Genomic DNA, 26,134 nt, shown 5'->3' on the forward strand with positions numbered 1-26,134 from the left:
GAGGATGTGACCATGCGACTCAATCTTCCCGTCAGCGATACCGAGATCACACTGAGCGATAGCGAGACCATTGTCTCGACTACTGACTTGCAAGGCAATATCACGTATGCCAACCCGTATTTCATCGCCGTCAGCGGTTACAGCGCGGAAGAATTGATCGGCGCGCCGCAAAATATTCTCCGGCATCCGGACATGCCGGTCGAAGCGTTCGCCGATTTCTGGGCCACCATCCGCTCGGGACGCTCGTGGAGCGGCATGGTGAAAAACCGCTGCAAGAGCGGCGATTATTACTGGGTGCTGGCGAACGTGACGCCGGTGGTCGAAGACGGCGTGGCCGTCGGCTACATGTCCGTGCGCACCAAGCCGACGCGCCAGCAAGTGGCGCAGGCGTCCGCCCTGTATGCGCGCATCAAGGCGGGGCAGGCCGATGGCATCGTCATCAGCCAGGGCGCGGCCGTGCGCACGGGCTGGCTGGCCAGGCTGGCGCGCTTGCGCGACCTGCCGCTGGGCAAGCGCATCGGCTGGAATCTGGGCTTGCTGAGCCTGGTATTACTGCTGCAACTGGCGTGGAATGCGGGCGTGTTGCCGGATGCGGCCCACGGCTGGCTGACGGGCCTGTCCGTGCTGGCTTTGTGCGCAACCCTGTATTTCTGGCACAGCTTGCACCGCGCCGTGCTGCAACCGTTACAGCGGGCGCGCCAGGCCTGCGACGTGATGGCGGGCGGCGACCTGACGGGCGAGCTCGACACCGCGCGGCGCGACGAGATGGGACAGTTGCTGCGTTCCTTGCGCCAGTTGCGCGTGAACCTGCATTCCATCGTTGGCGACGTGCGCGGCAATTTCCTGCGCATCAGCATGGCCAGCCAGGAAATCGCCGCCGGCAATATGGATTTGTCGGGCCGCACGGAAGCGCAGGCCTCGGCCCTGCAGCAGACGGCGTCGAGCATGGAGCAGCTGGCCGCCACGGTGCAGCAGAATAGCGGCAACGCCGTGCAGGCGAGCGACATGGCGGGCAAGGTGCAGGGCTTGGCCGGGCGTGGCGGCGAAATCGTCGGGCAGGTGGTCAGCATGATGGAGGGCATTAACGTCTCCTCGAAGAAGATCGGCGACATCACGGGCATTATCGAAGGCATCGCTTTCCAGACGAATATCCTGGCCTTGAACGCGGCCGTCGAAGCGGCGCGCGCGGGCGACCAGGGGCGCGGTTTTGCCGTCGTGGCGGGCGAAGTGCGCAGCCTGGCCCATCGCAGCGCGGCGGCCGCCACGGAAATCAAGCAATTGATCACGGCGTCGCTGGAGCAAGTGCAGGCGGGCGCGAAGCTGGCGCAGCAGGCGGGTGCCAGCAGCGCCGAAATGCTGGGCGCCGTGCAGGGCGTGCACGGCATCATGGAAGAGATCGCCTCGGCGTCGCGCGAGCAAAGCCACGGCATCGGCCAGGTCAACATGGCCGTCACCCAGATGGATGAGGTGACGCAGCAGAACGCGGCCCTGGTGGAGGAATCGGCGGCCGCTTCCGCGTCGCTGCAAGACCAGGCCTTGCAGCTGGAACAGGCGATGGCCCTGTTCAAGCTGGAACGCAGGGTGCTACAGCAGGCGCTCTGATAACGCCTTGAAGGCAATCCTGGGCACGAGGAAGGCGAACGGTTTCGATAGGGGCGGCAACTGCCCCAGCAAGCCGCAGTCGGCGCGCAAGGCCGTCAGTGCTTGTACTTGATCCACATCAACGGGCAAGTCGATTTCGCCGAAGACCAGCTTGCCGTTGCGCGGCACGTGGGCGATGGCCGCATCCTGGCAGGCGAGGAAGGCGACGGCGTCGTGCCAGTTGCCGAACAGTTGCTGCCAGTCGGCATCGAGGCCATGCGCCGCCGTGATGGCTGCCTGCACATCGAGCGCCGGAGCGCTGCCGGCGCCGCTGGCAATGCTGCAGCTGGCCTGCGTGGCTGTGACTTCCAGCGCCATGCCGGCGGCCAGGTGCGTCGGCAGGATATCGCTGAACAACCGCGTGCCCAGCGCATGCGGCAAGCTGGCCATGATGTTTTTCAAAAAATATACGCAGGGAACGGCCGGCGCGCCCGGCGGCGTGTGGTCCAGGTACAAGCGCCAGTTGCTTTGCAGGGGAGACGGCAGCAGCTTGCGCAAGGGGCCGAGCAGGGCAGGGCCGAAATGCCCGTGGCGATAGGTGAGTACCGTGAACGGCGTCTTGCCGTCGTGCTGCCACAAGGCCACGCCCGGCGGCAATAATTTCTGCGCCGCAGCGGCATCGACCAGCCAGCTCACGTACACGACGTCGCGCACGTCGCTGTGCAGGGGCAGGAAGGGCAGGCGCGACATGACGGCCTGGCGTAGCTTGGCGAAATGCGTGCAATTGGCGAGCGCGGCAAACAGGCGCCCTGGCCAGCCCGCGCGCGGGTGGCGGTAAGTGTTGTCTTGCAATTGGAAACTTTCGGGAAAGGCGCAGGAAGGTCGATACGCTAACGCTGCAACGTCCGTCCACATCATCGCGAGCGGCGGCGATGTGTGGCCGAGACGCACAGCTGTGCTGGAGCACAGCGAGCATCGCAGGCCGCACAGGGCGCCGCGCAGCCGATGTGGACGGGCGTCACTATTACTGCATGTGCCAGCCGTGGCTGACGACGATCGACTGGCCGCTCAGGGCGTTCGACGGGAAGGCGGCCAGGAAGATGGCCGTTTGCGCCACGTCCTGCGTGGTGGTGAATTCGCCGTCGATGGTGTCTTTCAGCATCACTTTCTTGATCACGTCTTCCTCGCTGATGTTCAGCTGGGCTGCCTGTTCGGGGATTTGCTTGTCGACCAGCGGCGTGCGCACGAAGCCGGGGCAGATGACGTTGGCGCGGATGCCATCCTTCGCGCCTTCCTTGGCCACCACCTTGGCCAGGCCCAGCAGACCGTGCTTGGCCGCCACGTAAGCGCTCTTGAATGGCGAGCCTTCGTGCGAGTGCACGGAACCCATGTAGATGATGGCGCCGCCGCGGCCCGCCTTGATCATTTCGCGCATGCAGGCGCGTGTGGTGAGGAAGGCGCCGTCCATGTGAATGGCCAGCATCTTTTTCCATTGCTCGAACGGGTAGTCGACGACGGGGCTGATGATCTGGATGCCCGCGTTGCTGATCAGAATGTCGATGCCGCCGAAGTGGGCCACGGCATCGGCCACGCCCTGGTCGACTTGCGCTTCGCTGGACACATCCATGGCGACGGCAAACGCCTGGCCGCCCGACTGCTTGATTTCCTCGGCCGTCTTGCTGGCCGCTTCCAGGGCCAGGTCGGCGATGACGACCTTGGCGCCCTGTTTTGCGTATTCGATGGCCATTTCCTTGCCGATGCCGCTGGCGGCGCCGGTAATCAGTGCGACTTTGTCTTTGAGTTGCATATTAATCCTTTGCATTGCGGGTTGGAGTGATCATGGAAAACCTGACTTTGCCAGTATAGCGAGAAAACGCGCCACGCATGCCCCGCGCACGGCTAAACGGCCTGCTGCCTGTCAAGCATCTCCTGCATGCGCCAGGCGCCGGGATTGGTGCCCGACCAGGTGCGAAACGCGTGGTTGAACGCGCTTTGTTCCTGGTAGCCGAGCAGGAAGGCGATGTCGATCAGCGACAAATCCGGCTCGCGCAGGTAGTCGCGCGCCAGGCCATACCTGGCCTGGTCCAGCAGGGCCTGGAAGCTGGTGCCCGCGTCGGCCAGCTTGCGCTGCAGGGTACGCGGCGTGACGGCCAGCGTGGCGGCAACGGTGGCCAGCCGCGCCGAACCCTGGCGCAAGCCTGCCACAATGGCCGCGTGCACCTGCGCGTCGACGGTGCCGCCAGTGTCCGTTTCCGCCTGGCGCTGCGCCAGCAGTTGTTCCGCATGCCGGCACAGCACGGAATACAGGCTGACGTCCGCGTTCGGCACGGGCCAGTCCAGCAATTGCGCATCGAAAGTGGCCGTGTTGGCGCCCGCGCCAAAGGCGGGCAGGCTGCCCAGCACGCGCACGTATTCGTCACGGTGCGCCGCGTGGCGCAGCAGGTCGCCGCCGCCATCGTGGCTGAACGCCAGCCGGGCCGGCGGCAGCGGCATGCCGGCCAGCCAGTCGCCGCTGACACGGATGCCGGCAAAGACGCTGTCAACCAAATGCCGGCTGGCGCCCGGGTAGTTGCTGGCCCAGCGGTAATGCGCGATGGCGCCGTCGCGCTGCAGGGTCGAGCGGCCGAGGTCGTGCGCCAGCCGTTCATAGCGGGCCGTCTGTTCCAGCGCCTGGCCCACGTTGCTGCAACTGAGTAAGATCAAGCCGTAGGCGCTGTAAGTGCCCATGCGCACGCGCTGGCCCACGTGCAGGCCGAAATGCGCGTCGCCCGCCAGCAGCGCACCCGCATCGAGCAGGCGCACGTAGTTGCGCGCGGCCAGGCCCGGGCCAGGCGCGGACGCTTCCAGACCGTGCGGCGCCACGCCGGCCGCCTGCGCCAGGGTGACGCTATCGATGCCGTGGGCGCCGGCCGCTTCGAGCAGCGGCAGCAGATAGGCGCCGGCGACCCGGCCGTCAGTGCTTGTCATGATGGAACAATGCGATTGTCATGAAAAACCAATACCCTTCGTCTGTGGCGGCATATGCTATTGATCTGGCAAGAAATCAGGCAAGAACAGTATAGCAAGCCGCCGTGGCGCGCAACTGACCGAACACAGGGGATATCGATGCAACGCTGGAATGGCTGGGGAGACGAGAGCATCACGTATGCGCTGGGCGAGGACGCGCTGGCATTTCTGGGCGAGCGGCTGGGGCCTGGCAGCCCCATTCCCGATGCCACCTTTGACGACGCCTGCGCGCGGGTAGCAGCTTCGCGCCTGGCGCCGCATCCGCTGATCAACACCCAGCCTGCCACGCGCGTGCGCCATGCGCTCGGCCAAAGTCTGCCCGACTGGTTTAAATTACGCCACGGCCGCATCGGCGCGGTGCCCGACGGCGTGGCCTTTCCCGACAGCGCGCTGCAGGTGCGCCAGCTGCTCGCGTATGCGCGTCAGGCGTGCGTGACCGTCATTCCCCATGGCGGCGGCACCAGCGTGGCCGGGCATTTGACGGTGGCGGCGGGGCCGCGCCCCGTGCTGTCGATCAGTCTCGTGCGCCTGTGCGCGCTGGGCCACCTGGACCGCGAGGCGCAGCTGGCCACGTTCGGCGCGGGTGTGTATGGCCCCGACCTGGAGGCGCAGCTGCGCGCGCATGGCTACACCCTGGGCCATTATCCGCAGTCGTTCGAGTATTCCACGTTGGGCGGCTGGATCGCCACACGCTCGTCGGGCCAGCAATCGCTGCGCTATGGCCGCATCGAGCAGCTGTTCGCGGGCGGCGAGGTGGAAACGCCGTCCGGCACCTTGAGCATCCCCACGTTTCCCGCTTCGGCGGCGGGCATCGACCTGCGCGAAATGGTGCTCGGCTCCGAAGGGCGGCTGGGCATCGTGACGCAGGCCACCGTGCGCGTCTCGCCGCTGCCGCCGTATGAGGCGTTCCACGCCGTGTTTTTTGCCGACTGGGGCCAGGCGCAGGCGGCCGTGCGGACGCTGGCCCAGTCACGCCTGTCCTTGTGCATGCTGCGCCTGTCGAACGCGGTCGAAACGCAAACCATGCTGACCCTGGCCGGCCATAAAAAACTCGTGGGACTGCTGGAACGCTATCTGTCGCTGCGCGGCTGCGGCGAAGGCAAGTGCATGCTGATGCTGGGCGTCAGCGGCGACGAGAAACCGGCGCGCGCGGCCCTGCGCGGGGCGCTGGCGCTGGCGCGGCGGAACGGGGGCGTGCATGTGGGGCGCCACATGGGCGACAAGTGGAAGCAGGGACGCTTTCGCAACGTCTACCTGCGCAACGCCGCGTGGGAACACGGCTACGTCATCGACACGGTGGAAACAGCCGTCGACTGGCCAGGCGTGGCGCCCATGATGGCGGCGCTGGAGCAGGCGGGAGCCCGCGCGCTGGCGCAGCACGGCGAGCAGGTGCACGCCTACACGCATTTGTCGCACGTGTATGCGCAGGGTGCCAGCGTCTATACCACCTATGTGTACCGGCTGGCGCCCACCTTTGAAGAAAACATGGCGCGCTGGCGCAGTTTGAAAGACGCGGCCAGCGCCGCCATCGTCGCCAACGGCGGCACCATCAGCCACCAGCATGGCGTGGGCACGGACCACGCGCCGTGGCTGATGGTCGAAAAGGGAGCGCTGGGCATCGCCGCCATGCGCGCACTGCTGCGCCAGTTCGACCCGCAGGGCATGATGAACCCCGGCAAACTGCTGCCCGACGCCGGCGGCACGTCATGAACAGGGCGGACTTGCCTGGCCTCCTGGCGCGCGAGTGGGATGTGCTGATCGTCGGCGGCGGCATCACAGGTGCCGGCATCCTGCTGGAAGCGGCGCGGCGCGGCTTGACGGCGCTGCTGGTGGAACAGCGCGATTTCGCCTGGGGCACGTCGAGCCGGTCATCAAAGCTGGTGCACGGCGGCTTGCGCTACCTGAAGCAGGGACAGTTCGCCATGACGCGCGAGTCGGTGCACGAGCGGGTAGCCTTGCTGGCGGATGCGGCCGGGCTGGTCGAGCCGCAAGGCTTCGCCTTCGGCGACTACACGGGCAGGAAGCCGGGGCGGCGCCAGTTCATGCTGGGCCTGGCCATCTACGACGTGATGGCGGGCCGGCGCGCGCGCCGCTATGTCGACGCGCTTGACTTTGCCATGCTGGCGCCGCACGTCCGGCGCGACGAGCTGCGCGGCGGCATGCTGTACCAGGACGCCAAGACGGACGACGCGCGCCTGGTGCTGCGCGTGCTGCAGGAGGCACGGCGCCATGGCGGCGTGGCCGTCAATTACCTGGGCGTGGCGTCGCTGCTGCGCGAAGATGGCAAGGTCGCCGGCGCCACCTTGCACGATGCGGCCGGCGGCGCGACATTCACCACGCGCGCGCGCCTGGTGATCAGTGCCACGGGCGCCTGGGCCGACGCCTTGCGCGGGCAAGTCGGCGCGCCGCCGAAACTGCGGCCCCTGCGCGGCAGCCATCTGCTGCTGCCGGCCTGGCGTTTGCCGCTGGCGCAAGCCGTCAGCCTGATGCATCCGCACGATGGCCGCCCCGTGTTTGCGTATCCGTGGGAGGGCGTAACCCTGGTGGGTACCACCGATGTCGACCACGGCGCCAGCCTGGACCTGGAGCCGGCCATCACGCGCGGCGAACTCGATTACCTGCTGGTGGCGCTGCGCTGGCAATTCCCGCAGCTGGCACTGGGCGAAGACGACGTGCTGGCCACGTTTGCCGGCGTGCGTCCGGTGATCGACAGCGGCCGGCTTGACCCGTCGAAGGAAGCGCGCGAACATGCGCTATGGCTGGAAAACGGCTTGCTGACGGTGGCGGGCGGCAAGCTGACGACGTTTCGCGTGATCGCCCTCGATGCATTGCGCCGCGCCGCGCCGCTGCTGCCGGGCTGGCAGGCGGATTTGCGTCCCTTGCCGATTTTCGACGCCACGCCGCCCTTGTCGGGCAAAGCCTTGCTGCTCGACGGCGAGCAGCGCGCGCGCCTGCTGGGCCGTCATGGCGCCGCCGCGCAGGCGCTGTGCGATGCGGCGCGGGACGGTGAACTGGCGCCGATACCCGGCACGCAGACGCTGTGGGCGCAGCTGCGCTGGGGCGCACGCATGGAAGATGTGCGGCACCTGGACGACTTGCTGCTGCGGCGCACGCGCCTCGGTTTGCAGCTGGCCGGCGGCGCGCTTGCTATCATGCCGCGCCTGCGCGCCGTCTGTCAGCATGAACTGGGCTGGGACGATGCGCGCTGGGAGGAAGAACAGCAGCGCTACCTGGCCTTGTGGCGCCGCCATTACAGCGTGCCGCGGGGCGATTGAAAAACCATAAGAAAGTAAGGAGAGCATCATCGACACCATCCTGTTTGGCCAGATCCTGGCACTGGGCGACGCGCGCATCACCTACGACAGCCTGTCGCCGCTGGACTTGCGCCAGCCCGTGGCCGCCCTTGTCGACGAGCTGGGCGAAGACCTGCTGCAAATCACGTGCGCGAATGGCGACATCGTCGACGTGGGCTGGTATCCGGCCTGGAACGAACAGGGGCGCTTGCGCGTGGTGGCGGTGCGCGGCCAGGACTGGGAAGCGCCCGCCTTCAGCGCACAGCCGGACAAGGATCCGCAAGCGCTGCTGCAGGCGCTGCGCGCCGCGCTCGCCAGCCTGGCATAGGCGATGACCAGCGTCTCCGGCCAGGGGCCGTACATTCTTGCCATCGACAATGGCACGCAGAGCGTGCGCGCGCTGCTGTTCGACCGGGACGGGACGCTGGCGGCGAAGGCGCAAGTGTTCCTGGAAGCGTATTACTCGGACCACCCCGGCTGGGCCGAACACGACGCCGACGGTTACTGGCAAGCCGTGTGCGCAGCGTGCCAGCAGCTGTGGCGCGGCACGGCCATCGACAAATCCTTGGTGGCCGGCGTGGCCGTGACGACGCAGCGCGGCACGGTGGTCAACGTGGACGAACACGGCACACCGCTGCGGCCCGCCATCACCTGGCTGGACCAGCGCAGCACGCGCGACGTTCCCCCACTGGCGCCATGGTGGCGCGCGCTTTTTCGCGCCACGCGCCTCGACGGCACGATCGGCTACTTCCGCCGCGAGGCCGAGATCAACTGGATCGCGGCGCACCAGCCCGACATCTGGCGCCGCACGCACAAATTCCTGCTGCTGTCGGGTTTTTTGAACCACCGCCTCTGCGGACGCTACGTCGATTCGACGGGCTCGCAGGTGGCGTATATCCCGTTCGACTACAAGCGCCATGCCTGGGCCGGGCGCTTCGACTGGAAGTGGCAGGCGCTGGCGATCAAGCCTGCCATGCTGCCCGAGCTGGTGGCGCCGGGCACGCGCATGGGCGCCATCACGGCATCGGCCGCCGCGGCGACGGGCATTCTTGAGGGCACGCCGCTGCTGGCGGCGGCCGCCGACAAGGCGTGCGAGGTGCTGGGCGCCGGCTGCGTCGAGCCGCACGTGGCGTGCCTGAGCTACGGCACCACGGCCACCATCAACACGACCAACCGCAAGTACGTGGAAGTGACGCGTTTTATTCCGCCGTATCCGGCCGCCATGCCGGGCGCCTACAGCACGGAAGTGCAGATTTTCCGCGGCTACTGGATGGTCAACTGGTTCAAGGAACAGTTCGGCGACCGGGAACGGGCGGCGGCCGCCGAGGATGGCACGGGCTTGTCGGCCGAAGCGCTGTTCGACCGCCTGGTCGACGCCGTGCCGCCCGGCTCCATGGGCCTGATGCTGCAGCCGTACTGGAGTCCCGGCATCAAGGTGCCGGGGCCGGAAGCGAAGGGCGCCATGATCGGTTTCGGCGACGTGCACACGCGCGCGCACATCTACCGCGCCATCCTCGAAGGCCTCGCGTATGCGCTGCGCGAGGGCAGGGAGCGCATCGAGCGGCGCAGCGGCATCGCCATCACCGAGCTGCGCGTCGCGGGCGGCGGCTCGCAAAGCGATGCGGCCATGCAGCTGACGGCCGACATCTTCGGCTTGCCGGCCGCGCGCGCCCACGTGTATGAAAGCTCGGGCCTGGGCGCGGCCATCGCCGCCAGCGTGGGCCTGGGCTGGCATGCAAACTTTCCCGCCGCCGTGCAAGCGATGACGCGCAAGGGCAAGGTCTTCCAGCCCCATCCCCAGCACCGCAAAATCTACGAGCAGCTGTACCGGCGCGTGTATCGCAAGATGTATGCGCGGCTGCAGCCGCTGTACCGCGAGATTGCCGACATCACCGGCTATCCGGAATAACTAGGCTTTCAATGCTATTGCGAATCATTCTCATCCGGTATATGATGTGTTCCGCATTTCACCAAGGCAACGTATCCCGGTGACTGCAGTGCGCCGCCGGCCATGCGCCGGCGGCGTGTCCGCGCGGGCAGGATTCCGCCGCAACGCTTCCGTCAACGCCGCCGCTTGATCGTGCACCGCCTGTCCTCTGCCCAGCGTTTTTTCATTCCACAAGCATGAAGCAGCAAACCCAGGCAAGGATAGCGATGAAGAGCAGCAAACAAGGATGGACCCCGCTGGCAGCCGCGCTGGCGCTGGCATTGGGCGGCGCGCACGGCCATGCGCGGGCGGCGGCGATGGCCGACAAGTCCGAGAAGGCTGACGCCGTGCAGATGCCCGCCATCAGCGTGTTTGGCGACGCCATCAGCGCCGGCACGGCCGGACGCTCGTATATCAGCAGCGCCGACATCGAACGCCAGCAGGCCGACAATGTCGCGTCCCTGCTCGACACCTTGCCCGGCGTGGACCTGGCCGGCACGGCCCGTCCCAGCGGCCAGAGCCTCAATATCTGGGGCTTCAACAAAGTGCAGGACGTGAAGGTCATCCTTGACGGCGTGCCCAAGGGCTTCGAGAAATACCGGCAAGGTTCCATTTTCATCGAGCCGGAACTGATCAAGCAGATCGAAGTGAACAAGGGCGCGCATACGAGCTTGTACGGCAATGGCGGCTTCGGCGGCGTCATCACGGTCGAGACCAAGGATGCGCAGGACTTGCTCGAAGGCGGCGAGAAAGCGGGCGCCATGCTCAAGTACTCGCGCCACTCGAACAATGGCGAAAACGACGCCACCGTGGCCGTCTACGGCCGCACGGAAGACGGCCGCTTCGATGCGATGGCCTTCACCACGCGGCGCAAGTCGGACGATGTGCGCAAGCCAGACGGCAAGCCATTCCGCTTTTCCGCCATCGACGCGCCATCGAGCCTGGCCAAGCTGAATATCCGGCTGACGCCGGAGCAGCTGCTGACCCTGACGGCGATGAAGAGCGGCAGTTCGGGCTGGGGCCCGTTCGCCGCCATGGGCGAGGACGTGCCCACGCCGACCGAGGCGGAAATCAAGAAGTACGGGCTGGAAGAGGCGTGGCAGCGCAAGGCCGTCTACCGCGACCAGGACGATGATACGTATTCCGTGAAGTGGCAGTACGCGCCGCAAGATAATCCCTGGATCAAGCTGACGGCCAGCGCCGGCTATTCGCACACGGACCAGCATGACAAGCGCCTGCCATCGGCTTCGCTGGGTTCCTACCTGGGGTCCTTGGGCAACGAGAGCTGGGCCTCGTACGTGGACCGCATCGCGGAAGTGCGCAACGAAAGCGCGTTTGCGACGGGCGCCGTGTCGCACGTGCTGCAAATGGGCCTGCAATGGCACAAGAATGTGCGCGACACCCTGATGTACTACCCGTCGTCGACGGCATTGAAGGACCCCAGCTATAACTACGGCTACTTCCAGCCCTACTACATGCCGGCCGGGCGCCAGGAAACCACGGGCCTGTATCTGCAGGATGCGATGACGTATGGCGACCTGACGCTGACGGCGGCCCTGCGCCACGACCGGGTCGTCTCCGAGGGCGTGCCGAACAAGGCGCCGCGCTACAACAGCCCGCTGGCGGCGGCCGGCCACGACTTCAGCGAAAAGGCGCACGCAGACTGGTCGCCCCGTCTGGGCCTGTTCTGGAAGGCGTCCAGTACGCTGGCCTTGTTCGGCGACTTGAGCCGCACCTGGCGCGCGCCCACGATCGACGAGATGTATTCGAACGAATACTATGTGTCGTCCAGGCTCGGTTCATCGACGCCGGGCACCAGCCGCGACCTGGCTGTCGAGCGCGTGACGGCCGTGCGCGCGGGCGCCATGCTGCACCGCCAGAACGTCTTCATGGAGCGCGACGATGCGCAGCTGCGCCTGACGGCGTACCAGAACCGTGTCAGCGACAATATCGGTCCGCGTCTGGGCATTCTGGTCGAAGGCTATGTGCCGGGATCGGGCAAGGTGCCGCCAGCGCTGTCGTCCTACCGCAACCTGGCCGGTTTCCATACGCAGGGCGTGGAAGTGGAGTCCTACTACAACTCGCCGCGCCTGTTTGCCAGCGCCTCGCTGTCGAAGCAGCGCGGCACCCGCAGCGGTTCGCAACGCGACCCGTGGGGCCGGGACGAACCCGTGTCGACCATCGCACCCGATAAATTGATGGCGGGCCTGGGCTGGCGCATGCCCGACCTTGGGGCCAGCATCGGCTGGCAGGGCCGCTTCGTGGCGAAGCAGGACCGTGTCCTGCCAGTGGGCAATGTGTACCGCTTGCCGCCGTCGAAAGGCTATGCGCTGCACACCCTGTTCGCCTCATGGAATGGCAGGCAGGGCGTGTGGCGCGGCACGGAGGTGCGGCTGACGGTCGATAATGTCTTCAACCGCAATTACATGCCCTACCTGAGCGAGGCGGTGACAGGAGTGGGGCGCAATGCGAAATTGAGCGTGTCCAGAAAATTTTGATTCGCTTTGAGAACGGCGGGCCGGAGACGCTTGGCCCGGAGTGCCTTTTTTTGTGACTTGGGCCTACTCCCGATCCGTTGCATGTTCCGTTGAACTTCCAACTTCAAACGTCAACGTAAAACGATCGCCTTGACCGTTTCCCAGGCCGTGCTGCCCGAGTGCGTGGCGCGGACCTGGTTGCGGCCCGCTTCCTTGGCCACGTACAGGGCGCGGTCGGCGGCGACGAACAGCGCTTCGCGGTCGTCCAGCTGGTGCGGGCGGATGGTCGCCACGCCGATGCTGACGGTGATCCACGGCGAGGTGGTGGAGCGCGGGTGCGGCAGCCGCATCGCTTCGATGCTGGCGCGGATGGCCTCGGCCAGGTGCAGGGCACTGGCCGCGTCCGTATCGGCAAACAGCAGGACGAATTCCTCGCCGCCGTAGCGGGCCGCCAGGTCGCCGGAGCGGCTGGCATGCGCATCGATGGCTTGCGCCACCTGCTGCAGGCAGCTGTCGCCGGCCGGGTGGCCCAGGCTGTCGTTGTACAGCTTGAAGTGGTCGACGTCGAGCACCACCAGCGACAGGGCGCCGCCGCCGCGCACGGCGCGCTGCCACTCTTTTTCCAGGAAGCTGTCGAAATGCCGGCGGTTGGCTATTTGGGTCAGCGGATCGAGATAGGCGGCGCGCTGCAGCGCGTCTTCCGACTGCTTGTGGTGCGTGATGTCGTGCAGCAGGCCGATATACAGGGGCTGGCGCAGATACATGGGCGTCAGGGTCAGGTCCATGCTCAGCGCCGCGCCGTTGCGGTGGCGGATCGCCACTTCGCGCGTACCGTGGTTGTGCGCCTTTTCCGGATTGGCCGCGTGCATGGCGAAGTAGTCGAGGTATTCCTGCGTCACGAGGGGGCTGAGCAACTCGCCGATGAAGCGCCCGGCCAATTCGTTTTCGCGGTAGCCCAGGTACTGGTCGCAGGCCGGGTTGGTGTACTGGATGCGCCCGTTCGCCTCGATGATCAGCAAACCCTCGGCCATGTTGTTGACGATGGTGCGCAGGCGCTCGGCCTGTTCCTGCTGGGTTTCATTGTTACTGCGGATTTGCAGCTGGGCGCGCACACGCGCGCGCACTTCGGCCATGCGCAGCGGCTTGCTGATGTAATCGACGGCGCCGCAGTCGAAGCCGGCCACCACGTCTTCCGTTTCCGTCTTGGCGCTCATGAAGATGACGGGGATGCGCTGCGTCAGCGGATGCTGCTTGAGGCGGCGGCACGTCTCGATGCCGTCCATGTCCGGCATCATCACGTCGAGCAGGATCAGGTCGGGCTGGGTGCGTTGGGCGATCGCCAGCGCCCGCTCGCCGGACGTGGCAACATAGGTCTGATAACCCTGTTCGCTCATCAGCTTGCGCAGCAGCTCAAGGTTGGCCGGCGCATCGTCGACAATCAAAATGGCGGCTTCATGCCGCTGGGAATGCTCCACACTGCCTGGACTCATTGCTTCCGGCCTTCTCGATGTACTCTGCGCTGCCAGCGTTTGCTGCATTTTCGGTGATGCTGACCGGGGTCAAATCTGATGCAGCGGTCAAATCATACCGCCTCGCCAATTTTTTGGGTGAAAAAATCGATGCTGCGCAAGGCATGGAAATATTATTTTTATGATATTTTTAAAAATAAATAAACGCAGTTGCTATCGTGAAAGCTATTTTTAAACGGAAAAGATGCGTGCCCGGTGGCGCCGGCGCAGCGGGGGACACGCCCCGCGGTTGCGGGGCGTGGAGAGGGCGATTACATTTTTGCGGCGATCAGTTTGCCCAGGATGGCGATGCCTTCGCGGATGCGTTCCGGCGGCACCGTCACGAACGACAGGCGCAAGGTGTGCGTGTCCGGCGTGTTGGCATAGAACGGCGCGCCCGGCACGAAGGCGACCTTGTTGGCGATGGCTTCATCGAGCAGTTTCATCGCATCGATGTGTTTCGGCAGGGTGACCCAGATGAACATGCCGCCTTCCGGCTTTGTCCAGGTGACGCCGGCCGGGAAGTGCTCTTCCAGCGCCGACAGCATGGCCTGGCACTGGTTGCCGTACAGGCTGCGGATGCTGGGGATATGCCGCTCCAGGAAGCCATCCTTGATCACTTCATGCACGACCATCTGCGTCAGCTGCGAGGTGTGCAGGTCGGCCGCCTGCTTGGCCAGTTCCAGGCGGCGCACCAGCGGCATCGGCGCCACCACGTAGCCGAGGCGGATGCCGGGCGTGAGCACTTTCGAAAACGAGCCCATGTAGATGACGCCGTCCGGATTCATGTTGACCATCTTCGGATACGGCTCGCCGCTGTAGCTCAGGGCGCCGTACGGATCATCCTCGATCAGCGGCAGGCCGTGGCGGGCGCAGGTTTCCACCAGTTCCACGCGGCGCGCCACGGACAGGCTGCGGCCCGTCGGGTTCTGGAAGTTCGGCAGCGCGTACAACAGGCGCGCGCCATCGGCGACGGGATCGATCGACGACGGCACCAGGCCTTCGTCATCGGTATCGACGGACACGAATTCGGGACGGTAGACGGAAAACGCCTGCAGGGCGCCCAGGTAGCTGGGGGTTTCCACCAGCACGCGGCTGCCTTCGTCGATCAGGACCTTGCCCAGCAAGTCCAGCGCCTGCTGCGAGCCGGACGTCATCAGCACTTGCTCGGGCAGGATGGTGCTGCCATTGCCGGAAAGCGAGTCGGCGATCCACTGGCGCAGCGGCAGGTAGCCATCGGTGGGGCCGTATTGCAGGGCCACCTTGCCATTGTTCGACAATACCTTGTCGAAGGCGCTCTTCATTTCTTCCACGGGGAAGGTGGCGGGCGAGGGCAGGCCGCCGGCAAACGAGATGATCTCGGGACGCTGCGTGATCTTCAGGATTTCGCGGATGAACGAGCTTTGCAGCTGTTCCGCGCGTTCGGCAAAGCGCCATTGGATCGGATTCGGATTTTCAATTTTCATACGAGTCTCACAGAAGATGCCGAGCTGCGCCGGCTGGATTTGTTGGCCCGCTTGTGGCGGTGCGTGCGCAAGCGGCGCCGGGTAGGCGCCGCCAAAGTGCTGCTGTATTGTACGGCTTGTACGCCGCCGTGCCCATGCGTACGCGCAACGGCGTTGCAAATGGGCGTCAGGGAACCTTACTTCAGCTTGCGTCCGATGCCCACGACGGCGATCACGGCGCCGGCAAACAGCAGGCTTTCGCCCGTCAATGGCTCGTTCAGCAGCACGGCCGCGCCCACCAGAGAGAGGAAAGGCTGCAGCAGCTGCGTCTGTCCCACGCGCGCCACGCCGCCCAGCGCCATGCCACGGTACCAGAAAAAGAAGCCGATAAACATGGAAAACACGGAGATGTAGGCAAAACCCAGCCAGGCCACGCTGCTGGCCTGCGCCATGAGCGCGCGCTGCGGCCAGGCGTCCCACAGCACCACGGGCAAGACAAAAGGCACGGCCAGCAGCAGCGCCCAGGAAATCACGTGCTGGCCCGGCATCGTTTGCGCCAGGCGTCCGCCTTCGGCGTAGCCGAGGGCAGCCAGCAGCACGGCGGCAAAGATCAGCCAGTCGGCCAGGTGGAAGCTGCCGCCGCCCTGGCGCAATGCGAACGCCACCACCAATAGTGTGCCGAGCAGGGCCATCAGCCAGAACCCCGGGGAAGGGCGCTCCTTGCCGCGCAGCACGGCAAACACGGCGGTGGCCAGCGGCAATATGCCGACCAGCACGGCGCCATGCGAGGCGGGCAGGCTGCGCATGGCGATCGACGTCAGCCAGGGAAAGCCCAGCACGCAGCCCAGCGACACGAGCGCCAGCGGCAGCCATTGTTCACGGCGCGGCAACGGCGCGCGCTGGTGCCACAGCCACAGGCCGGCCAGGCCGGCGGCCACCAGGGCGCGGCCCAGGGCCACAAAGGTGGGGTCGAGTTCGGCTACGGCCAGGCGCGTAAACGGCAGGGTCAGGCTGAAGAGGGCGACGGCGATGAGGCCCAGCAGTAAGCCTTTGCGGTCGGCGCCGAGGCGGGGAGGATGGCTGGCGGGGGCGGTACTGATAGTCGATGGCATGGATTTCCTGATACTGGCGAATGGGTGTGCGGGGTGCGCGGCAGGCGTGGATTAATTTCTGCCGTACTGCTATCCTAGGGCTCAATAGCAATACAGTACAAATACACTTTCACGCATAATTTCACATACTGTCATGGTCATATGAGCAATACACTCCCTTTGCTGTCGCGCGCCTCGGGCGAAACCCTGATCGACCAGATCACGCGCTCGCTGGCGGCGCGCATCGACGACAAGCTGCTGCGCGGCGGCGCGCGCATGCCGTCGATCCGCCAGTGCGCCGCCAGCCTGGATGTGTCGTGCGCCACGGTGGTGGCCAGCTACGACAAGCTGGTGGCGCGCGGCTACCTGGAATCGCGGCGCGGCGCCGGTTTTTTCGTGCGCGAGCGTTCGTCCATGAACACGCCGGCGCCGCCCGCCGGCGCGCAGGACGCGGCGGCGCAGCCGATGGACGTCGTCTGGCTGATCCGTAACATGTTCCGCAAGACGCCGGTCATCCCCGCGCCCGGCACCGGCATGCTGCCCGCCGAGTGGCTCGATGGCGACCTGGTGGCGCGCGCCCTGCGCGACGTCAGCCGTCAGCCGGGCAGCCTGTTGCTCGGTTACGGATCGCCGCAGGGTTTCCTGCCGCTGCGCCAGCAGTTGCAGCTGAAACTGGCGGGCCTGGAAATCGCCTGTCCGCCCGAGCAGATCGTCACCACGGTGGGCGTGATGCAAGCGCTGGACCTGGTGGCGCGCGAGTTTGCCCGTCCCGGCGACACTATTTTCGTCGACGATCCCGCATACTGGCTGATGTTCGGCGCCTTTGCGGCCATGGGCATGCACGTCATCGGCATCCCGCGCCTGGGTGACGGCCCCGATATCGCCGTGCTGGCGGAACTGGCGGCCCTGCACCGTCCCAAGCTGTACGTGATCAACTCGGTGCTGCACAACCCCAGCTCGACGTCGCTGTCGGCGGCCAAGGCGTTCCAGGTGCTGCGCCTGGCCGAACAGCACGATTTCCTCGTCGTCGAAGACGATATCTATTGCGACATGCATCCCGGTGGCGAGGTGCAGCCGGCCACCCGCCTGGCCGCGCTGGACCAGCTGCGCCGCGTGATTTACCTGGGGGGCTTTTCCAAGAGCCTGTCGGCCAACCTGCGCGTGGGCTTCATCGCCACCTCGCCGGAATGGGCGCAGCGCCTGGCCGACCGCAAGATGCTCGCCACCCTGACCACCAGCGACATCGGCGAGCGCGTGGTGTATAAAATCCTCTCGCAAGGCCTGTACCGCAAGCATGCGGAACGGCTGCGCGCGCGGCTCGACAAGGTGCGCGAGGGCACGTACCGCCGCGCCGAGCGTGCCGGTCTGCGTTTCGATCCCGCGCCGGCCGGCATGTTCATCTGGGCCGATGCGGGCTGCGATACGAATGTGTTGGCCGAAAAGGCGCTGGCCGAGGGACTGGTGCTGGGGCCGGGCAGCCTGTTTTCGCCGCGCCAGCTGCCGTCAACCCGCATGCGCCTGAACCTGGCCACGGTGCAGGACGCGCGCGTCTGGGATTTTTTCGGCCGCGCACTGGGCTAAAACTGCACATTTGCCGGGGGCTCTTGAAATTGCCTGTACCATCCCCAACTCCGTCAAATCCGTCCCATCCACAAGACTATGAGGTAAAAATGGCTGTCTCCGAAAAGCAAACCCTGGGTTTTCAGACCGAAGTGAAGCAAATGCTGCACCTGATGATCCACTCCCTGTACTCGAACAAGGAAATCTTCCTGCGCGAATTGATCTCGAACGCGTCCGACGCGGCCGACAAATTGCGCTTTGAAGCGATCGATAACGACGCCCTGTACGGCAACGATCACGAATTGAAGATCAAGGTCAGCTTCGACAAGGATGCGCGCACCATCACCATTTCCGACAACGGCATCGGCATGACCCGCGACGAGGCGATCTCGCACCTGGGCACCATCGCCAAGTCGGGCACCAAGGAATTCTTCGGCAAGCTGTCGGGCGACCAGCAGCAGGACGCGGCCCTGATCGGCCAGTTCGGCGTGGGCTTCTATTCGGGCTTCATCGTCGCCGACAAGATCACCGTCGAAACGCGCCGCGCCGGCGTGGACGCTTCCGAAGGCGTGCGCTGGGAGTCGGCGGGCGAAGGCGATTACAGCATCGAATCGATCGACAAGCCGTCGCGCGGCACGGACATCATCCTGCACCTGCGCGAAGGCGAGGATGAATTGCTGTCGAGCTGGAAGATCAAGTCCATCATCCGCAAATACTCGGACCATATCTCGCTGCCGATCGTGATGCAGAAGGAAGAGTGGGATGACGAGAAAAAAGAAACCGTTCTGAAAGACGAATTCGAAACCGTCAATCAGGCCAGCGCCCTGTGGGCCCGCAACAAGGCCGACATCACGCCGGAACAGTACGACGAATTCTACAAGCACGTGTCGCACGACTTCCAGTCGCCGTTGACGCACACGCACAACCGCGTCGAAGGCCGCAGCGAATACACGCAGCTGCTGTACATTCCGGCCAAGGCGCCGTTCGACATGTGGGACCGCAACAAGCGCGGCGGCATCAAGCTGTACGTCAAGCGCGTCTTCATCATGGACGATGCCGAGCAGCTGATGCCGACCTACCTGCGCTTCGTGCGCGGGGTGATCGACTCGGCCGACCTGCCGCTGAACGTGTCGCGCGAAATCCTGCAGGAGTCGCGCGACGTCAAGGTCATCCGCGAAGGCTCGACCAAGCGCGTGCTGGGCATGCTGGAAGAACTGGCGAACGCGGACGAGCAGGACAAGAAAGACAAATACGCCGTCTTCTGGAAGGAATTCGGCCAGGTGCTGAAAGAAGGCATCGGCGAGGACGCGGCCAACAAGGAACGCCTGGCCAAGCTGCTGCGCTTTGCCTCGACGGCCAACGACAGCGACGAGCAAATCACTTCGTTCGCCGACTACGTGGCGCGCATGAAGGAAGGCCAGGACAAGATCTATTACGTCACGGCCGACAACTACGCCGCCGCCAAGAACAGCCCGCACCTGGAAATCTTCCGCAAGAAGGGCGTCGAAGTGCTGCTGCTGACGGACAGAGTCGATGAATGGATGCTGTCCTTCCTGCAGGACTTCGAAGGCAAGGAACTGGTGTCCGTCGCCAAGGGCGGCCTGGACCTGGGCGCGCTGGAAGACGAAGCGGAAAAGAAAGAGCACGAAGAAACGGAAACCTCGTACGCCGACCTGGTGGGCAAGATGAAGACCGTGCTGGCCGACAAGGCCAAGGACGTGCGCGTGACGTTCCGCCTGACCGATTCGCCAGCCTGCCTGGTGGCCGACGAGAACGAATTGTCGGGCAACCTGCTGCGCATGCTCAAAGCTGCTGGCCAGAGCGCGCCGGAATCGAAGCCGATTTTGGAAATCAACCCGAACCACCCGCTGGTGACGCGTCTGAAATACGAGGACGCGGAAGGCGGCAAGTTCGGCGACTGGGCCAACATCCTGTTCGACCAGGCCATGCTGGCCGAAGGCGGCTCGCTGGCCGACCCGGCCAGTTTCGTCAAACGCCTGAACGAATTGCTGCTCAATTCGGCCAAGTAATTTCACCAGGTGCGCAGGTCGGATTAGCGAGGCCGCAGGCCGCGCATAATCCGACACGACGACCGATGTACTGAAGCCGGCCCTTTCCATGTGAAAGGGTCGGCTTTTTCTTTAAGGGACATCATGAAAATCCGCCTGATGGCCGGCCTGGGCGCGCACGCGCTGGGCTGCCTGCTGTTTATCGTATTGAGCTGGCTGGGTTTTTTCCTGTACACGCAGCTGTTCGGCAGCCTCGGCTCGCGCGGCGTGGCCGGTGGCCTGGCCCTGCTGCTCGTGTTTTATGTGTATGCGGGCACGAATCTGCTGCTGGCGCTGCTGCCAGACGGCCGCTGGAAAGCTGTGCTATGTGGCGTGCTGGCCACGGCCGTGCTCGCCTATCTGCTGCCCCAGCATCCGCTGCGGGCCATCTACTTCAGCGTGCTGGCGGGCGGCTTGAGCTGGCTTGCCGTGCTGGCCAGCGCGCGCTTAAGCGGATACCTGCGCGGCCGACAGGCCGTTTAAAAAAGCGGCGACGGCGACGGCGGCCGCTTCCGGCGCCGCCTGCAGCAGCATGTGCGGCGCGGCGATGTCGACCAGTTGTGCGCCCGCTGCCTGCCGCAGTATCTGCACGGCGTTCGCCGGCGGCACCAGGCGGTCATGGCGGGCACGCAGATACAGCACGGGCAGGCTGCCGCGCGCGAAGCTGCGCGAGGCGTCGGTTTCCAGCACGGCGCGCAGGCGCTGGCGCAGCACGCCGGGAGGCACTTGCGCCAGCGCCGCTGCCAGTTCATTCTGCAGTTGCGGCGTCGAGTGGGGCGCCAGCAGCGCCTGGCGCAGGGCGAAGCCAGGCATGGCGCCAAAGGGCACCATGCCGAGCAGGTGGCGCAGCGGCGCGAGCATCGGGCGCGGATTGCGCACGAACGAACAGCACAGGATCAGGGCGCGCATGCCGGGCGGCGGATCGGCGCGCAACGCCGCCCCCAGCGGTCCGGAAAACGATTCGGCCAGCACGACGAAGGGGTGGCCTTGCGGCAAGCGCTCGCGCACGAACGCTTCCAGCGCCGCATAGTCCAGCGGCGCGGCCGGATAGGCGATGGCCTGGGTGTCAATGGCGCTCTGCGCGCGCAAGGCGGCGTCAAAACGGTGGAAGAGCCGGGCCGTGCCATCCATGCCGGGCAGCAGGACAAGCAGGGGCGGGGCGTGGATTGGTGTCGTCATTGCTGCCATCATAACAGCCGCCCCGGCGCACCTGCCGTCCGCCTGCCGCACGGCATGGGGGCTGGCGCCATGCTAGAATCGCCGGCGCGCCATGCGTGGCCCGTGGCCACTGGCAGCGGCCAAATCCCCCGACAGACAGAATCATGCATATCATTTCTTCGAATTACCGCACCCTGGGCTGCGCCTTGCTGGCGGCGGCCTGCCTCCTTTCCCAGCCTGCCCGTGCCACGGCGGCGCCCTTGGCACCGGCCGGGAAAAGCCTGTCGTCCCTGCTGGCCGGCGGTCCCTTGCCGCGCCTGAGCGACGACCCGCAAGTGCGCGCGGCCCTGTTCGATTTCTTCGGTTACGCGCGCGGCAGCTACACGGAAAACGATGAATTGCTGCTGGCGCAGGCACTCGAAGCGATCAGCGAAAAGCGCGACGCCACGCGCGCCGTGCTGGCCGATGGCCGCCAGTTGCTGGCATCGATGAATGACCGCAAGCAGGGCCGCGAACGCGGCGCCATGTTGCTCGACAAACGCGGCGTCATCATCGCCTTTGGTTTGGTGAACGGGCATTGCCGCCTGGAGGGCCAGCCGCTGGCGAAAGTCTGCAATCCCGATCCGAATGCCGTGCTGACGGTGTTCCACCGCAAGGGCATGCTGGTTGGCGACGCTGCGCCCCTGCTGGCCTGGGCCCGGCAATTGCCGCCCATGCTGGCGCTGATCGCGGGCGACAAGGAAGCGGGCGCCGACGGGCAAAGGATCGCCACTGTCGAATACGTGCTGGCGCAGCCGGCCCTGCCGGGCTGGAACCGCGCCCAGCTGCCGCCCGCGTATCCGCCGGCGCTGCTGCCGCTGCTGCTGGACAAATCCACGGTGCTGACATCGGCCGGCGCCGGCGTGTTTGCCTATCCGCTCACGCTCAAGGGCAAGAAGCAGACCAATGTGCTCGACCATGCGGAAGGCCGCCCGCCGCGCGACCTCGAAGTGGCGCTGCGCAGCTATGCCAGCTTCGACACGGTGGTCGAGCGCTACCGCCAGCTGGCCAAGGGCGCCAGACTGCAGCGCAACGAGCGCACGGCCTACCTCGATGGCGACATGGGGCAGGGCAGCTACCGCGTCTACATCCGCAACACGGGGGCGGACGGCGTGATGATCGACGTGGCGCTGTGGCAGCGCAGGCTGGCGGCCAGCCGCTGACGTCAGTCACCGCGGTCAATAAAAGCGCGCCTTGGCGTAGCCCAGCGCTGCCAATTGCGCCTTGATCTCTTCATCGCGCTTTCTTTTTCCCGTCGCCAGGGTCAGGTGTTTTAGTGCCGCCGGCAAGCCGCCGGCCAGCAGCGCATCGATGTCGAGCTGCGTCAGATACACGGCCAGGTTGTTCAGTGTGGGCAGGGTAGTGATGCCCGCCAGGCGTTCCAGGGTCTTGCAGTTGCGAAGGATCAGCGATGCCAGCGCGGGATTTTCACCCAGCCGCAGTTCCGCCAGCTTGATCTGGTCTTCCACCGACAGGCGCCGCAGCCTGGCAAAGCGGCCAAGGTCGCCCAGGTCTTCCAGCCCCCGTACGCGTACCACTTCCAGTTCTTCCAGCAGCGGTGCCGTGACGTGGGCGATCGACGCGCGTCCGCCCAGGATGAAGCGCAGCTGCGCCAGCGCCGGCATGGCGTTGATGAAATCCACGTCATCCTTGCTCTTGACCTGCGACAGCGACAGCTTGGTCAGCGCCGGCAGGGCCGTGATGGCATCAATATTTTTCACGTGTCCCGTCGTGTGCAGCTGCGCCAGTTGCGGCCAGTGCCGCAGCGGCGCCAGGTCGATGTTCGCCTTGCGCGTCTCGCCCAGGCTCAGATACTCCAGCGTGCGCAGGTTCTCCAGCGCCAGGATGTCGTGTTCCTGCATCTCGTAGACGCCCAGCTGCAAGCGCTGCAGGTGCGGCAGCTCGCCCAGCGTCTGCAGGTTGACGGCGCTGGTATGGCAGTCGAGCGACAGGTTGGCCGCATGCGGCAGGTCGCGCAGGATGGCCGCGTCGAACGGCGTGAAGTGGTAACCATAGAAGCGGATTTCCAGCGCCGCGCCGCAGGCGGCCGCCAGCGCATCGAGGTCCGCCAGCAGCGGTTCCGGCGCGAAGTGTTCGCCAAACTGCACGATCACTTTGCCGTCGGCGGCGATGGCGGCGCGCAGAGCTGCCGCATCGATGCTGGGCGGATTGTGGATGCGTTGTGGTTGTGTGGCGTCCGTCATTGTCACAGTCCGATGGGGTAGGTCACTTGCCTGGGAGGAGGGCAGCCTTCCGGTCCCGGGAACGTCTGCTTGCCCGTGTCGTCGTAGCGCTTGCCGCACTCGACCAGCACGCGCTTGCGGAAGGTGTAGATGCTGGCCACCTTGCCGTTCGGGTGGTAGCAGATATTGTCGCCGTCGCGGTCGGCCGAAGCGTAACTGATCATGGTTTGGCCGTTGACCGTGCGCGTGCTGTGGCCGCTGCGCGGCTCCGTGCATTTGAGCTGGCCGCTTTCGTAATACGCGTTGAAGACGGAGGTGTCGGCCGCGCGGTCGACCAGCAGTTCATTCTTGCGCTTGCCGTTCGGGTAGTTCTCGTATCCCTCCTGGCGCTGGCCGTACTGGAAGGCGTAGTAGTACTGCGGCTTGCCGTCCGGGTAGTACATGTGGTGGTACTCGCACACGTCGTCGCGCGTGCTGCCGTATTCCTTGAAGGTGCAGCGGTGGATGTCGTTGAACAGCTGGCCGTCTTCATAGTATTCGCGCAGGTGCGTGAGCAGGCGTCCCTGGTCGACGACGGCCAGGCGTTCCGGCTTGCCGTTCGGGTAGTAGCGCGCATCGAGGCCCTGCTTCTTGCCGTTGTCCCACAAGGTATCGAGGCGCAGGATCTTGCCGCTGTCGTCGAACGCCTGTTCCCGACCATCGAGCTGGCCGTTGCGGTAGGTGGCCGTGTAGACCACGTATTCCTTGCCGGCCGGACCCATGTAGCGCGTGCGGCTGCCATCAAGCACGCCCGCCTGGTAGTGGTCGCGCACGCGCAGCGCGCCTTGCGCATCCGTGTCGAGGGCCTCTCCCTGCTTTTTGCCCTTCACGAAAGTGACGCTTTGCGTGACACCGTCCTTGAGCCTGAGCTTCCACGGCCCGTCGCGCAGGCCGTCGATAAAGCTGCCGTCGCCGTCTTCCGTGATCCACGCGCCGTGGCGCGCGCCGTTGACGTAGTTGCCGCGCGTGCGCACTTTGCCGCCCATGCGGCGTTCATGCGGGCCGTTCAGCTGGCCGTCCGCGTAGGTGTCGAAGCCCGTCACTTCCTCTTCATCGGCATAGTTGACGACCGTCCAGCGGCCTTCGCGCTTGCCGGCCCGGTACATGCCGCTCTCGCTTTGTTTGGGGTAAGTGAAGTACCACATGCCTTCCTGCAGCCCGTTGACGAAATGGCCTTTTTCGCTGCCTTCGTGCATGCCGTCGCGCACCCACAGGCCCTGGCGCTTGCCCTTCACGTACTGGCCCCGCTCCACCACCGAGCCGTCGTCCCAGGCCAGGCTGTAGATGACGGACGGACCGTCTTCGCTGCCCGTGAACCGCTGCGGCGCCGTCTCCCACGTCACTTGCCACAGGCGGTAATTGGGCAGGATGCCGGCGCCCGCGTCGCTGTACAGGGTGTAGCTGGCGGTGAGAAAACGCTCGCCTTTTTTCAGGAAGGTTTTCTTGTAGGTGATGGCATCCTTGCTGTCGGCCGACACGGGCTTGCCCTCGTCGCTGTAGTAGCCGACGACGGTGCCTTGCGTATGGTCGATGGCGTCGAAGTCCGCATTGCCGCTCTTGCCGCGCGCGACGCTGTAATCCATCGGCGCCAGTTTCGCCAGCGCCGCCTTGACCGTTCCCGCGTTGGGCGCGCTGCCTTGCGCGGCGATGCGGTTCAGGGCCGGCTGCAAGCCGTCGAGGCGCCGGTATTTGCCGGAGCTGCGGTGATAGCGGTAGGCGCGCAGACCGTTCTTGTCACCCTGGCGGAACAGCACCAGCATGGTTTGCACGCTGGTGTCCGATTCCTTGTCCAGCGACGCGTAGAAGACGGAGCGGATGACGGCATTGCCGAACTGGTCAAGCAGGAAGGTTTTCGAAGCGCTGCTCGTGCACTCGCAGTAATAGCCGTTGACGCCTTCTTTTTCCTTGATGAAGGCGATATCCAGCCCGCTGTCCTGCGACGCGGTGATGGCGGGATGGGCGAGGGTCTTGCCTTCATAGAAGGGCGCGCCGTGGGCGAGGGCGGAGCAAAGCAGCAAGGGCAGAAGAAGGGGCAGCAGCGGACGTTTCATCGTGAGGCTGGCGCCGGGGCGCCGCAATGGAAAGGCCACGATTCTGCCTGCGTTCTTACTTGTGGGCAAATACGGGCGCGTCTATCGTGCGCGCGTGCGCACCCAGGTTCAGGGCTGGTGCGCGGCGCAGAAGTCCAGCAGCAGCTGTTCGCCGTCCGGCCAGGGGCCGTAGCCGGCGTCGCCATTGATATGGCCGGCGTCGCCGATCATGGTGAAGTCGCTGCCCCAGGCGGCGGCAAACGCGCGCGCCCGCGCGAAGCTGACGTAGGGATCATCGCCGCTGGCCACCACCAGGCTGGGAAACGGCAAGGCTTGCAGCGGCATGGGAGAGAAACCCGTGGTGCCGGACGGGTAGGACGGCGCCTCCACATCGCTGGGGGCGACGAGGAAGGCGCCGGCGATCCTGTGCGGCGAGCCGCTGGCCGCCCAATGCGCCACCAGCGTGCAGGCCAGGCTGTGCGCCGCCAGCACGGGTGGGCGCTCGCAGGCGGCGATGGCCCGGTCGAGCTCAGCCACCCATTCGTCCTTGTCCGGCGTCTGCCATTCCCGGTGCTGCACGCGCGACCATTGCGGGTGGCGCGCTTCCCATTGGGTTTGCCAGTGCTGCTGCCCGGAATTCCACAGGCCGGCCAGGGTCAGGACGAGAGGCGACATCAAATCTCCTTGTGAAATGCCCGACAAAATCGTAGCGAGCGGCAGTGGATTGCGGTCGAGACGCGCAGCTGTGC

Annotated in this window: 21 protein-coding genes; 11 read left to right on the top strand and 10 right to left on the bottom strand. The window is 65.6% G+C overall.

From position 1 onward, the window contains the following. Positions 1 to 12: 12 nt before the first annotated feature. Positions 13 to 1,602 (top strand): PAS domain-containing methyl-accepting chemotaxis protein, encoded by a 1,590-nt coding sequence (locus CBW66_RS14580; protein ID WP_086138891.1) that lies wholly within the window; start codon positions 13 to 15, stop codon positions 1,600 to 1,602. On the opposite strand, the gene CBW66_RS14585 is transcribed toward CBW66_RS14580, so the two are convergent. The 3 genes from CBW66_RS14585 to CBW66_RS14595 form a co-directional block, all read right to left on the bottom strand. Next, positions 1,585 to 2,433 (bottom strand): DUF2071 domain-containing protein, encoded by an 849-nt coding sequence (locus tag CBW66_RS14585; RefSeq protein ID WP_086138890.1) that lies wholly within the window; start codon positions 2,431 to 2,433, stop codon positions 1,585 to 1,587. The two genes, CBW66_RS14580 and CBW66_RS14585, sit on opposite strands and share 18 nt — an antisense overlap. A 172-nt stretch (positions 2,434 to 2,605) precedes the next feature. Then, the gene (locus CBW66_RS14590) at positions 2,606 to 3,388 is read right to left on the bottom strand and encodes a 3-hydroxybutyrate dehydrogenase (protein ID WP_086138889.1); all 783 of its coding nucleotides are present in this window, start codon (positions 3,386 to 3,388) and stop codon (positions 2,606 to 2,608) included. A 92-nt stretch (positions 3,389 to 3,480) separates the two neighbouring features. Beyond that, entirely contained in the window at positions 3,481 to 4,548 is a 1,068-nt protein-coding gene (locus tag CBW66_RS14595) for an AraC family transcriptional regulator (RefSeq protein ID WP_086138888.1), read from the bottom strand. A gap of 138 nt (positions 4,549 to 4,686) precedes the next feature. Between CBW66_RS14595 and CBW66_RS14600 the strand changes: the two genes are divergently transcribed. The 5 genes from CBW66_RS14600 (at position 4,687) to CBW66_RS14620 (ending at position 12,305) form a co-directional block, all read left to right on the top strand. After that, a complete protein-coding gene (locus tag CBW66_RS14600; protein ID WP_086138887.1) occupies positions 4,687 to 6,297 on the top strand; it encodes an FAD-binding oxidoreductase in 1,611 nt (536 codons plus the stop codon). Next, positions 6,294 to 7,862, top strand: coding sequence for a glycerol-3-phosphate dehydrogenase/oxidase (locus CBW66_RS14605; RefSeq protein ID WP_086138886.1), 1,569 nt, complete (start codon positions 6,294 to 6,296; stop codon positions 7,860 to 7,862). The genes CBW66_RS14600 and CBW66_RS14605 overlap by 4 nt, the downstream gene beginning before the upstream one ends. 118 nt (positions 7,863 to 7,980) lie before the next feature. Next, positions 7,981 to 8,208, top strand: a complete 228-nt coding sequence (locus CBW66_RS14610; protein WP_086138885.1) for a hypothetical protein — start codon at positions 7,981 to 7,983, stop codon at positions 8,206 to 8,208. Between the two features lie 3 nt (positions 8,209 to 8,211). Next, a complete protein-coding gene (locus CBW66_RS14615; RefSeq protein ID WP_086138884.1) occupies positions 8,212 to 9,789 on the top strand; it encodes an FGGY-family carbohydrate kinase in 1,578 nt (525 codons plus the stop codon). A gap of 245 nt (positions 9,790 to 10,034) precedes the next feature. Next, positions 10,035 to 12,305 carry a TonB-dependent hemoglobin/transferrin/lactoferrin family receptor gene (locus CBW66_RS14620; RefSeq protein WP_170932943.1) on the top strand — a complete coding sequence of 757 codons (2,271 nt, stop codon included), beginning with the start codon at positions 10,035 to 10,037 and terminating at the stop codon, positions 12,303 to 12,305. Between the two features lie 110 nt (positions 12,306 to 12,415). Here the strand turns inward: CBW66_RS14620 and CBW66_RS14625 are convergent, their stop codons facing one another. Then, the gene (locus CBW66_RS14625; protein WP_086138882.1) at positions 12,416 to 13,774 is read right to left on the bottom strand and encodes a diguanylate cyclase; all 1,359 of its coding nucleotides are present in this window, start codon (positions 13,772 to 13,774) and stop codon (positions 12,416 to 12,418) included. A 17-nt stretch (positions 13,775 to 13,791) separates the two neighbouring features. On the opposite strand from CBW66_RS14625, the gene CBW66_RS28995 reads away from it, so the two are divergent. Beyond that, complete coding sequence (locus CBW66_RS28995) at positions 13,792 to 13,938, top strand: hypothetical protein (RefSeq protein WP_170932942.1); 147 nt, start codon at positions 13,792 to 13,794, stop codon at positions 13,936 to 13,938. Positions 13,939 to 14,064: 126 nt separating this feature from the next. Here CBW66_RS28995 and CBW66_RS14630 read toward each other — a convergent pair whose 3' ends face one another. Together CBW66_RS14630 and CBW66_RS14635 are read right to left on the bottom strand one after the other, a co-directional pair. After that, positions 14,065 to 15,258 (bottom strand): PLP-dependent aminotransferase family protein, encoded by a 1,194-nt coding sequence (locus CBW66_RS14630; protein ID WP_086138881.1) that lies wholly within the window; start codon positions 15,256 to 15,258, stop codon positions 14,065 to 14,067. A gap of 176 nt (positions 15,259 to 15,434) precedes the next feature. After that, positions 15,435 to 16,349 carry a DMT family transporter gene (locus CBW66_RS14635; RefSeq protein WP_086138880.1) on the bottom strand — a complete coding sequence of 305 codons (915 nt, stop codon included), beginning with the start codon at positions 16,347 to 16,349 and terminating at the stop codon, positions 15,435 to 15,437. A 141-nt stretch (positions 16,350 to 16,490) separates the two neighbouring features. Here CBW66_RS14635 and CBW66_RS14640 point away from each other — a divergent pair, with 141 nt between their 5' ends. From CBW66_RS14640 to CBW66_RS14650, 3 genes are all read left to right on the top strand, one after another. Then, the gene (locus tag CBW66_RS14640) at positions 16,491 to 17,909 is read left to right on the top strand and encodes a PLP-dependent aminotransferase family protein (RefSeq protein ID WP_230492198.1); all 1,419 of its coding nucleotides are present in this window, start codon (positions 16,491 to 16,493) and stop codon (positions 17,907 to 17,909) included. Between the two features lie 89 nt (positions 17,910 to 17,998). Beyond that, entirely contained in the window at positions 17,999 to 19,918 is a 1,920-nt protein-coding gene (gene htpG / locus CBW66_RS14645) for a molecular chaperone HtpG (RefSeq protein WP_076570740.1), read from the top strand. Positions 19,919 to 20,041: 123 nt separating this feature from the next. Beyond that, positions 20,042 to 20,419 carry a hypothetical protein gene (locus CBW66_RS14650; protein ID WP_086138878.1) on the top strand — a complete coding sequence of 126 codons (378 nt, stop codon included), beginning with the start codon at positions 20,042 to 20,044 and terminating at the stop codon, positions 20,417 to 20,419. Here CBW66_RS14650 and CBW66_RS14655 read toward each other — a convergent pair. Continuing rightward, on the bottom strand, positions 20,384 to 21,115 hold the full coding sequence (locus CBW66_RS14655) for an alpha/beta fold hydrolase (RefSeq protein WP_086138877.1): 732 nt from the start codon (positions 21,113 to 21,115) through the stop codon (positions 20,384 to 20,386). The genes CBW66_RS14650 and CBW66_RS14655 overlap by 36 nt on opposite strands. A gap of 143 nt (positions 21,116 to 21,258) precedes the next feature. Here CBW66_RS14655 and CBW66_RS14660 point away from each other — a divergent pair, with 143 nt between their 5' ends. Continuing rightward, the gene (locus CBW66_RS14660) at positions 21,259 to 22,296 is read left to right on the top strand and encodes a hypothetical protein (RefSeq protein WP_086138876.1); all 1,038 of its coding nucleotides are present in this window, start codon (positions 21,259 to 21,261) and stop codon (positions 22,294 to 22,296) included. 15 nt (positions 22,297 to 22,311) lie between these two features. Here CBW66_RS14660 and CBW66_RS14665 read toward each other — a convergent pair whose 3' ends face one another. The 3 genes from CBW66_RS14665 to CBW66_RS14675 form a co-directional block, all read right to left on the bottom strand. After that, on the bottom strand, positions 22,312 to 23,337 hold the full coding sequence (locus tag CBW66_RS14665; protein WP_086138875.1) for a hypothetical protein: 1,026 nt from the start codon (positions 23,335 to 23,337) through the stop codon (positions 22,312 to 22,314). A gap of 2 nt (positions 23,338 to 23,339) precedes the next feature. Next, on the bottom strand, positions 23,340 to 25,445 hold the full coding sequence (locus tag CBW66_RS14670; protein ID WP_086142879.1) for a toxin-antitoxin system YwqK family antitoxin: 2,106 nt from the start codon (positions 25,443 to 25,445) through the stop codon (positions 23,340 to 23,342). A 69-nt stretch (positions 25,446 to 25,514) separates the two neighbouring features. Beyond that, on the bottom strand, positions 25,515 to 26,060 hold the full coding sequence (locus CBW66_RS14675; RefSeq protein WP_086138873.1) for an alpha/beta hydrolase: 546 nt from the start codon (positions 26,058 to 26,060) through the stop codon (positions 25,515 to 25,517). Between the last annotated feature and the right edge of the window lie 74 nt (positions 26,061 to 26,134).

This window comes from Janthinobacterium sp. GW456P (assembly GCF_002127655.1).
In the GTDB taxonomy this organism is placed as follows: Bacteria; Pseudomonadota; Gammaproteobacteria; order Burkholderiales; family Burkholderiaceae_D; genus Janthinobacterium.

Bases quoted from the DNA above. Each gene is read 5' to 3' on its own strand.
- CBW66_RS14580 (WP_086138891.1), top strand. From the start codon at position 13: ATGCGACTCAATCTTCCCGTCAGCGATACCGAGATCACACTGAGCGAT.
- CBW66_RS14590 (WP_086138889.1), bottom strand. From the start codon at position 3,388: ATGCAACTCAAAGACAAAGTCGCACTGATTACCGGCGCCGCCAGCGGC.
- CBW66_RS14595 (WP_086138888.1), bottom strand. From the start codon at position 4,548: ATGACAAGCACTGACGGCCGGGTCGCCGGCGCCTATCTGCTGCCGCTG.
- CBW66_RS14600 (WP_086138887.1), top strand. From the start codon at position 4,687: ATGCAACGCTGGAATGGCTGGGGAGACGAGAGCATCACGTATGCGCTG.
- CBW66_RS14605 (WP_086138886.1), top strand. From the start codon at position 6,294: ATGAACAGGGCGGACTTGCCTGGCCTCCTGGCGCGCGAGTGGGATGTG.
- CBW66_RS14615 (WP_086138884.1), top strand. From the start codon at position 8,212: ATGACCAGCGTCTCCGGCCAGGGGCCGTACATTCTTGCCATCGACAAT.
- CBW66_RS14620 (WP_170932943.1), top strand. From the start codon at position 10,035: ATGAAGAGCAGCAAACAAGGATGGACCCCGCTGGCAGCCGCGCTGGCG.
- CBW66_RS14625 (WP_086138882.1), bottom strand. From the start codon at position 13,774: ATGAGTCCAGGCAGTGTGGAGCATTCCCAGCGGCATGAAGCCGCCATT.
- CBW66_RS28995 (WP_170932942.1), top strand. From the start codon at position 13,792: ATGTACTCTGCGCTGCCAGCGTTTGCTGCATTTTCGGTGATGCTGACC.
- CBW66_RS14630 (WP_086138881.1), bottom strand. From the start codon at position 15,258: ATGAAAATTGAAAATCCGAATCCGATCCAATGGCGCTTTGCCGAACGC.
- CBW66_RS14635 (WP_086138880.1), bottom strand. From the start codon at position 16,349: ATGCCATCGACTATCAGTACCGCCCCCGCCAGCCATCCTCCCCGCCTC.
- CBW66_RS14640 (WP_230492198.1), top strand. From the start codon at position 16,491: ATGAGCAATACACTCCCTTTGCTGTCGCGCGCCTCGGGCGAAACCCTG.
- htpG (WP_076570740.1), top strand. From the start codon at position 17,999: ATGGCTGTCTCCGAAAAGCAAACCCTGGGTTTTCAGACCGAAGTGAAG.
- CBW66_RS14650 (WP_086138878.1), top strand. From the start codon at position 20,042: ATGAAAATCCGCCTGATGGCCGGCCTGGGCGCGCACGCGCTGGGCTGC.
- CBW66_RS14655 (WP_086138877.1), bottom strand. From the start codon at position 21,115: ATGACGACACCAATCCACGCCCCGCCCCTGCTTGTCCTGCTGCCCGGC.
- CBW66_RS14660 (WP_086138876.1), top strand. From the start codon at position 21,259: ATGCATATCATTTCTTCGAATTACCGCACCCTGGGCTGCGCCTTGCTG.
- CBW66_RS14665 (WP_086138875.1), bottom strand. From the start codon at position 23,337: ATGACGGACGCCACACAACCACAACGCATCCACAATCCGCCCAGCATC.
- CBW66_RS14675 (WP_086138873.1), bottom strand. From the start codon at position 26,060: ATGTCGCCTCTCGTCCTGACCCTGGCCGGCCTGTGGAATTCCGGGCAG.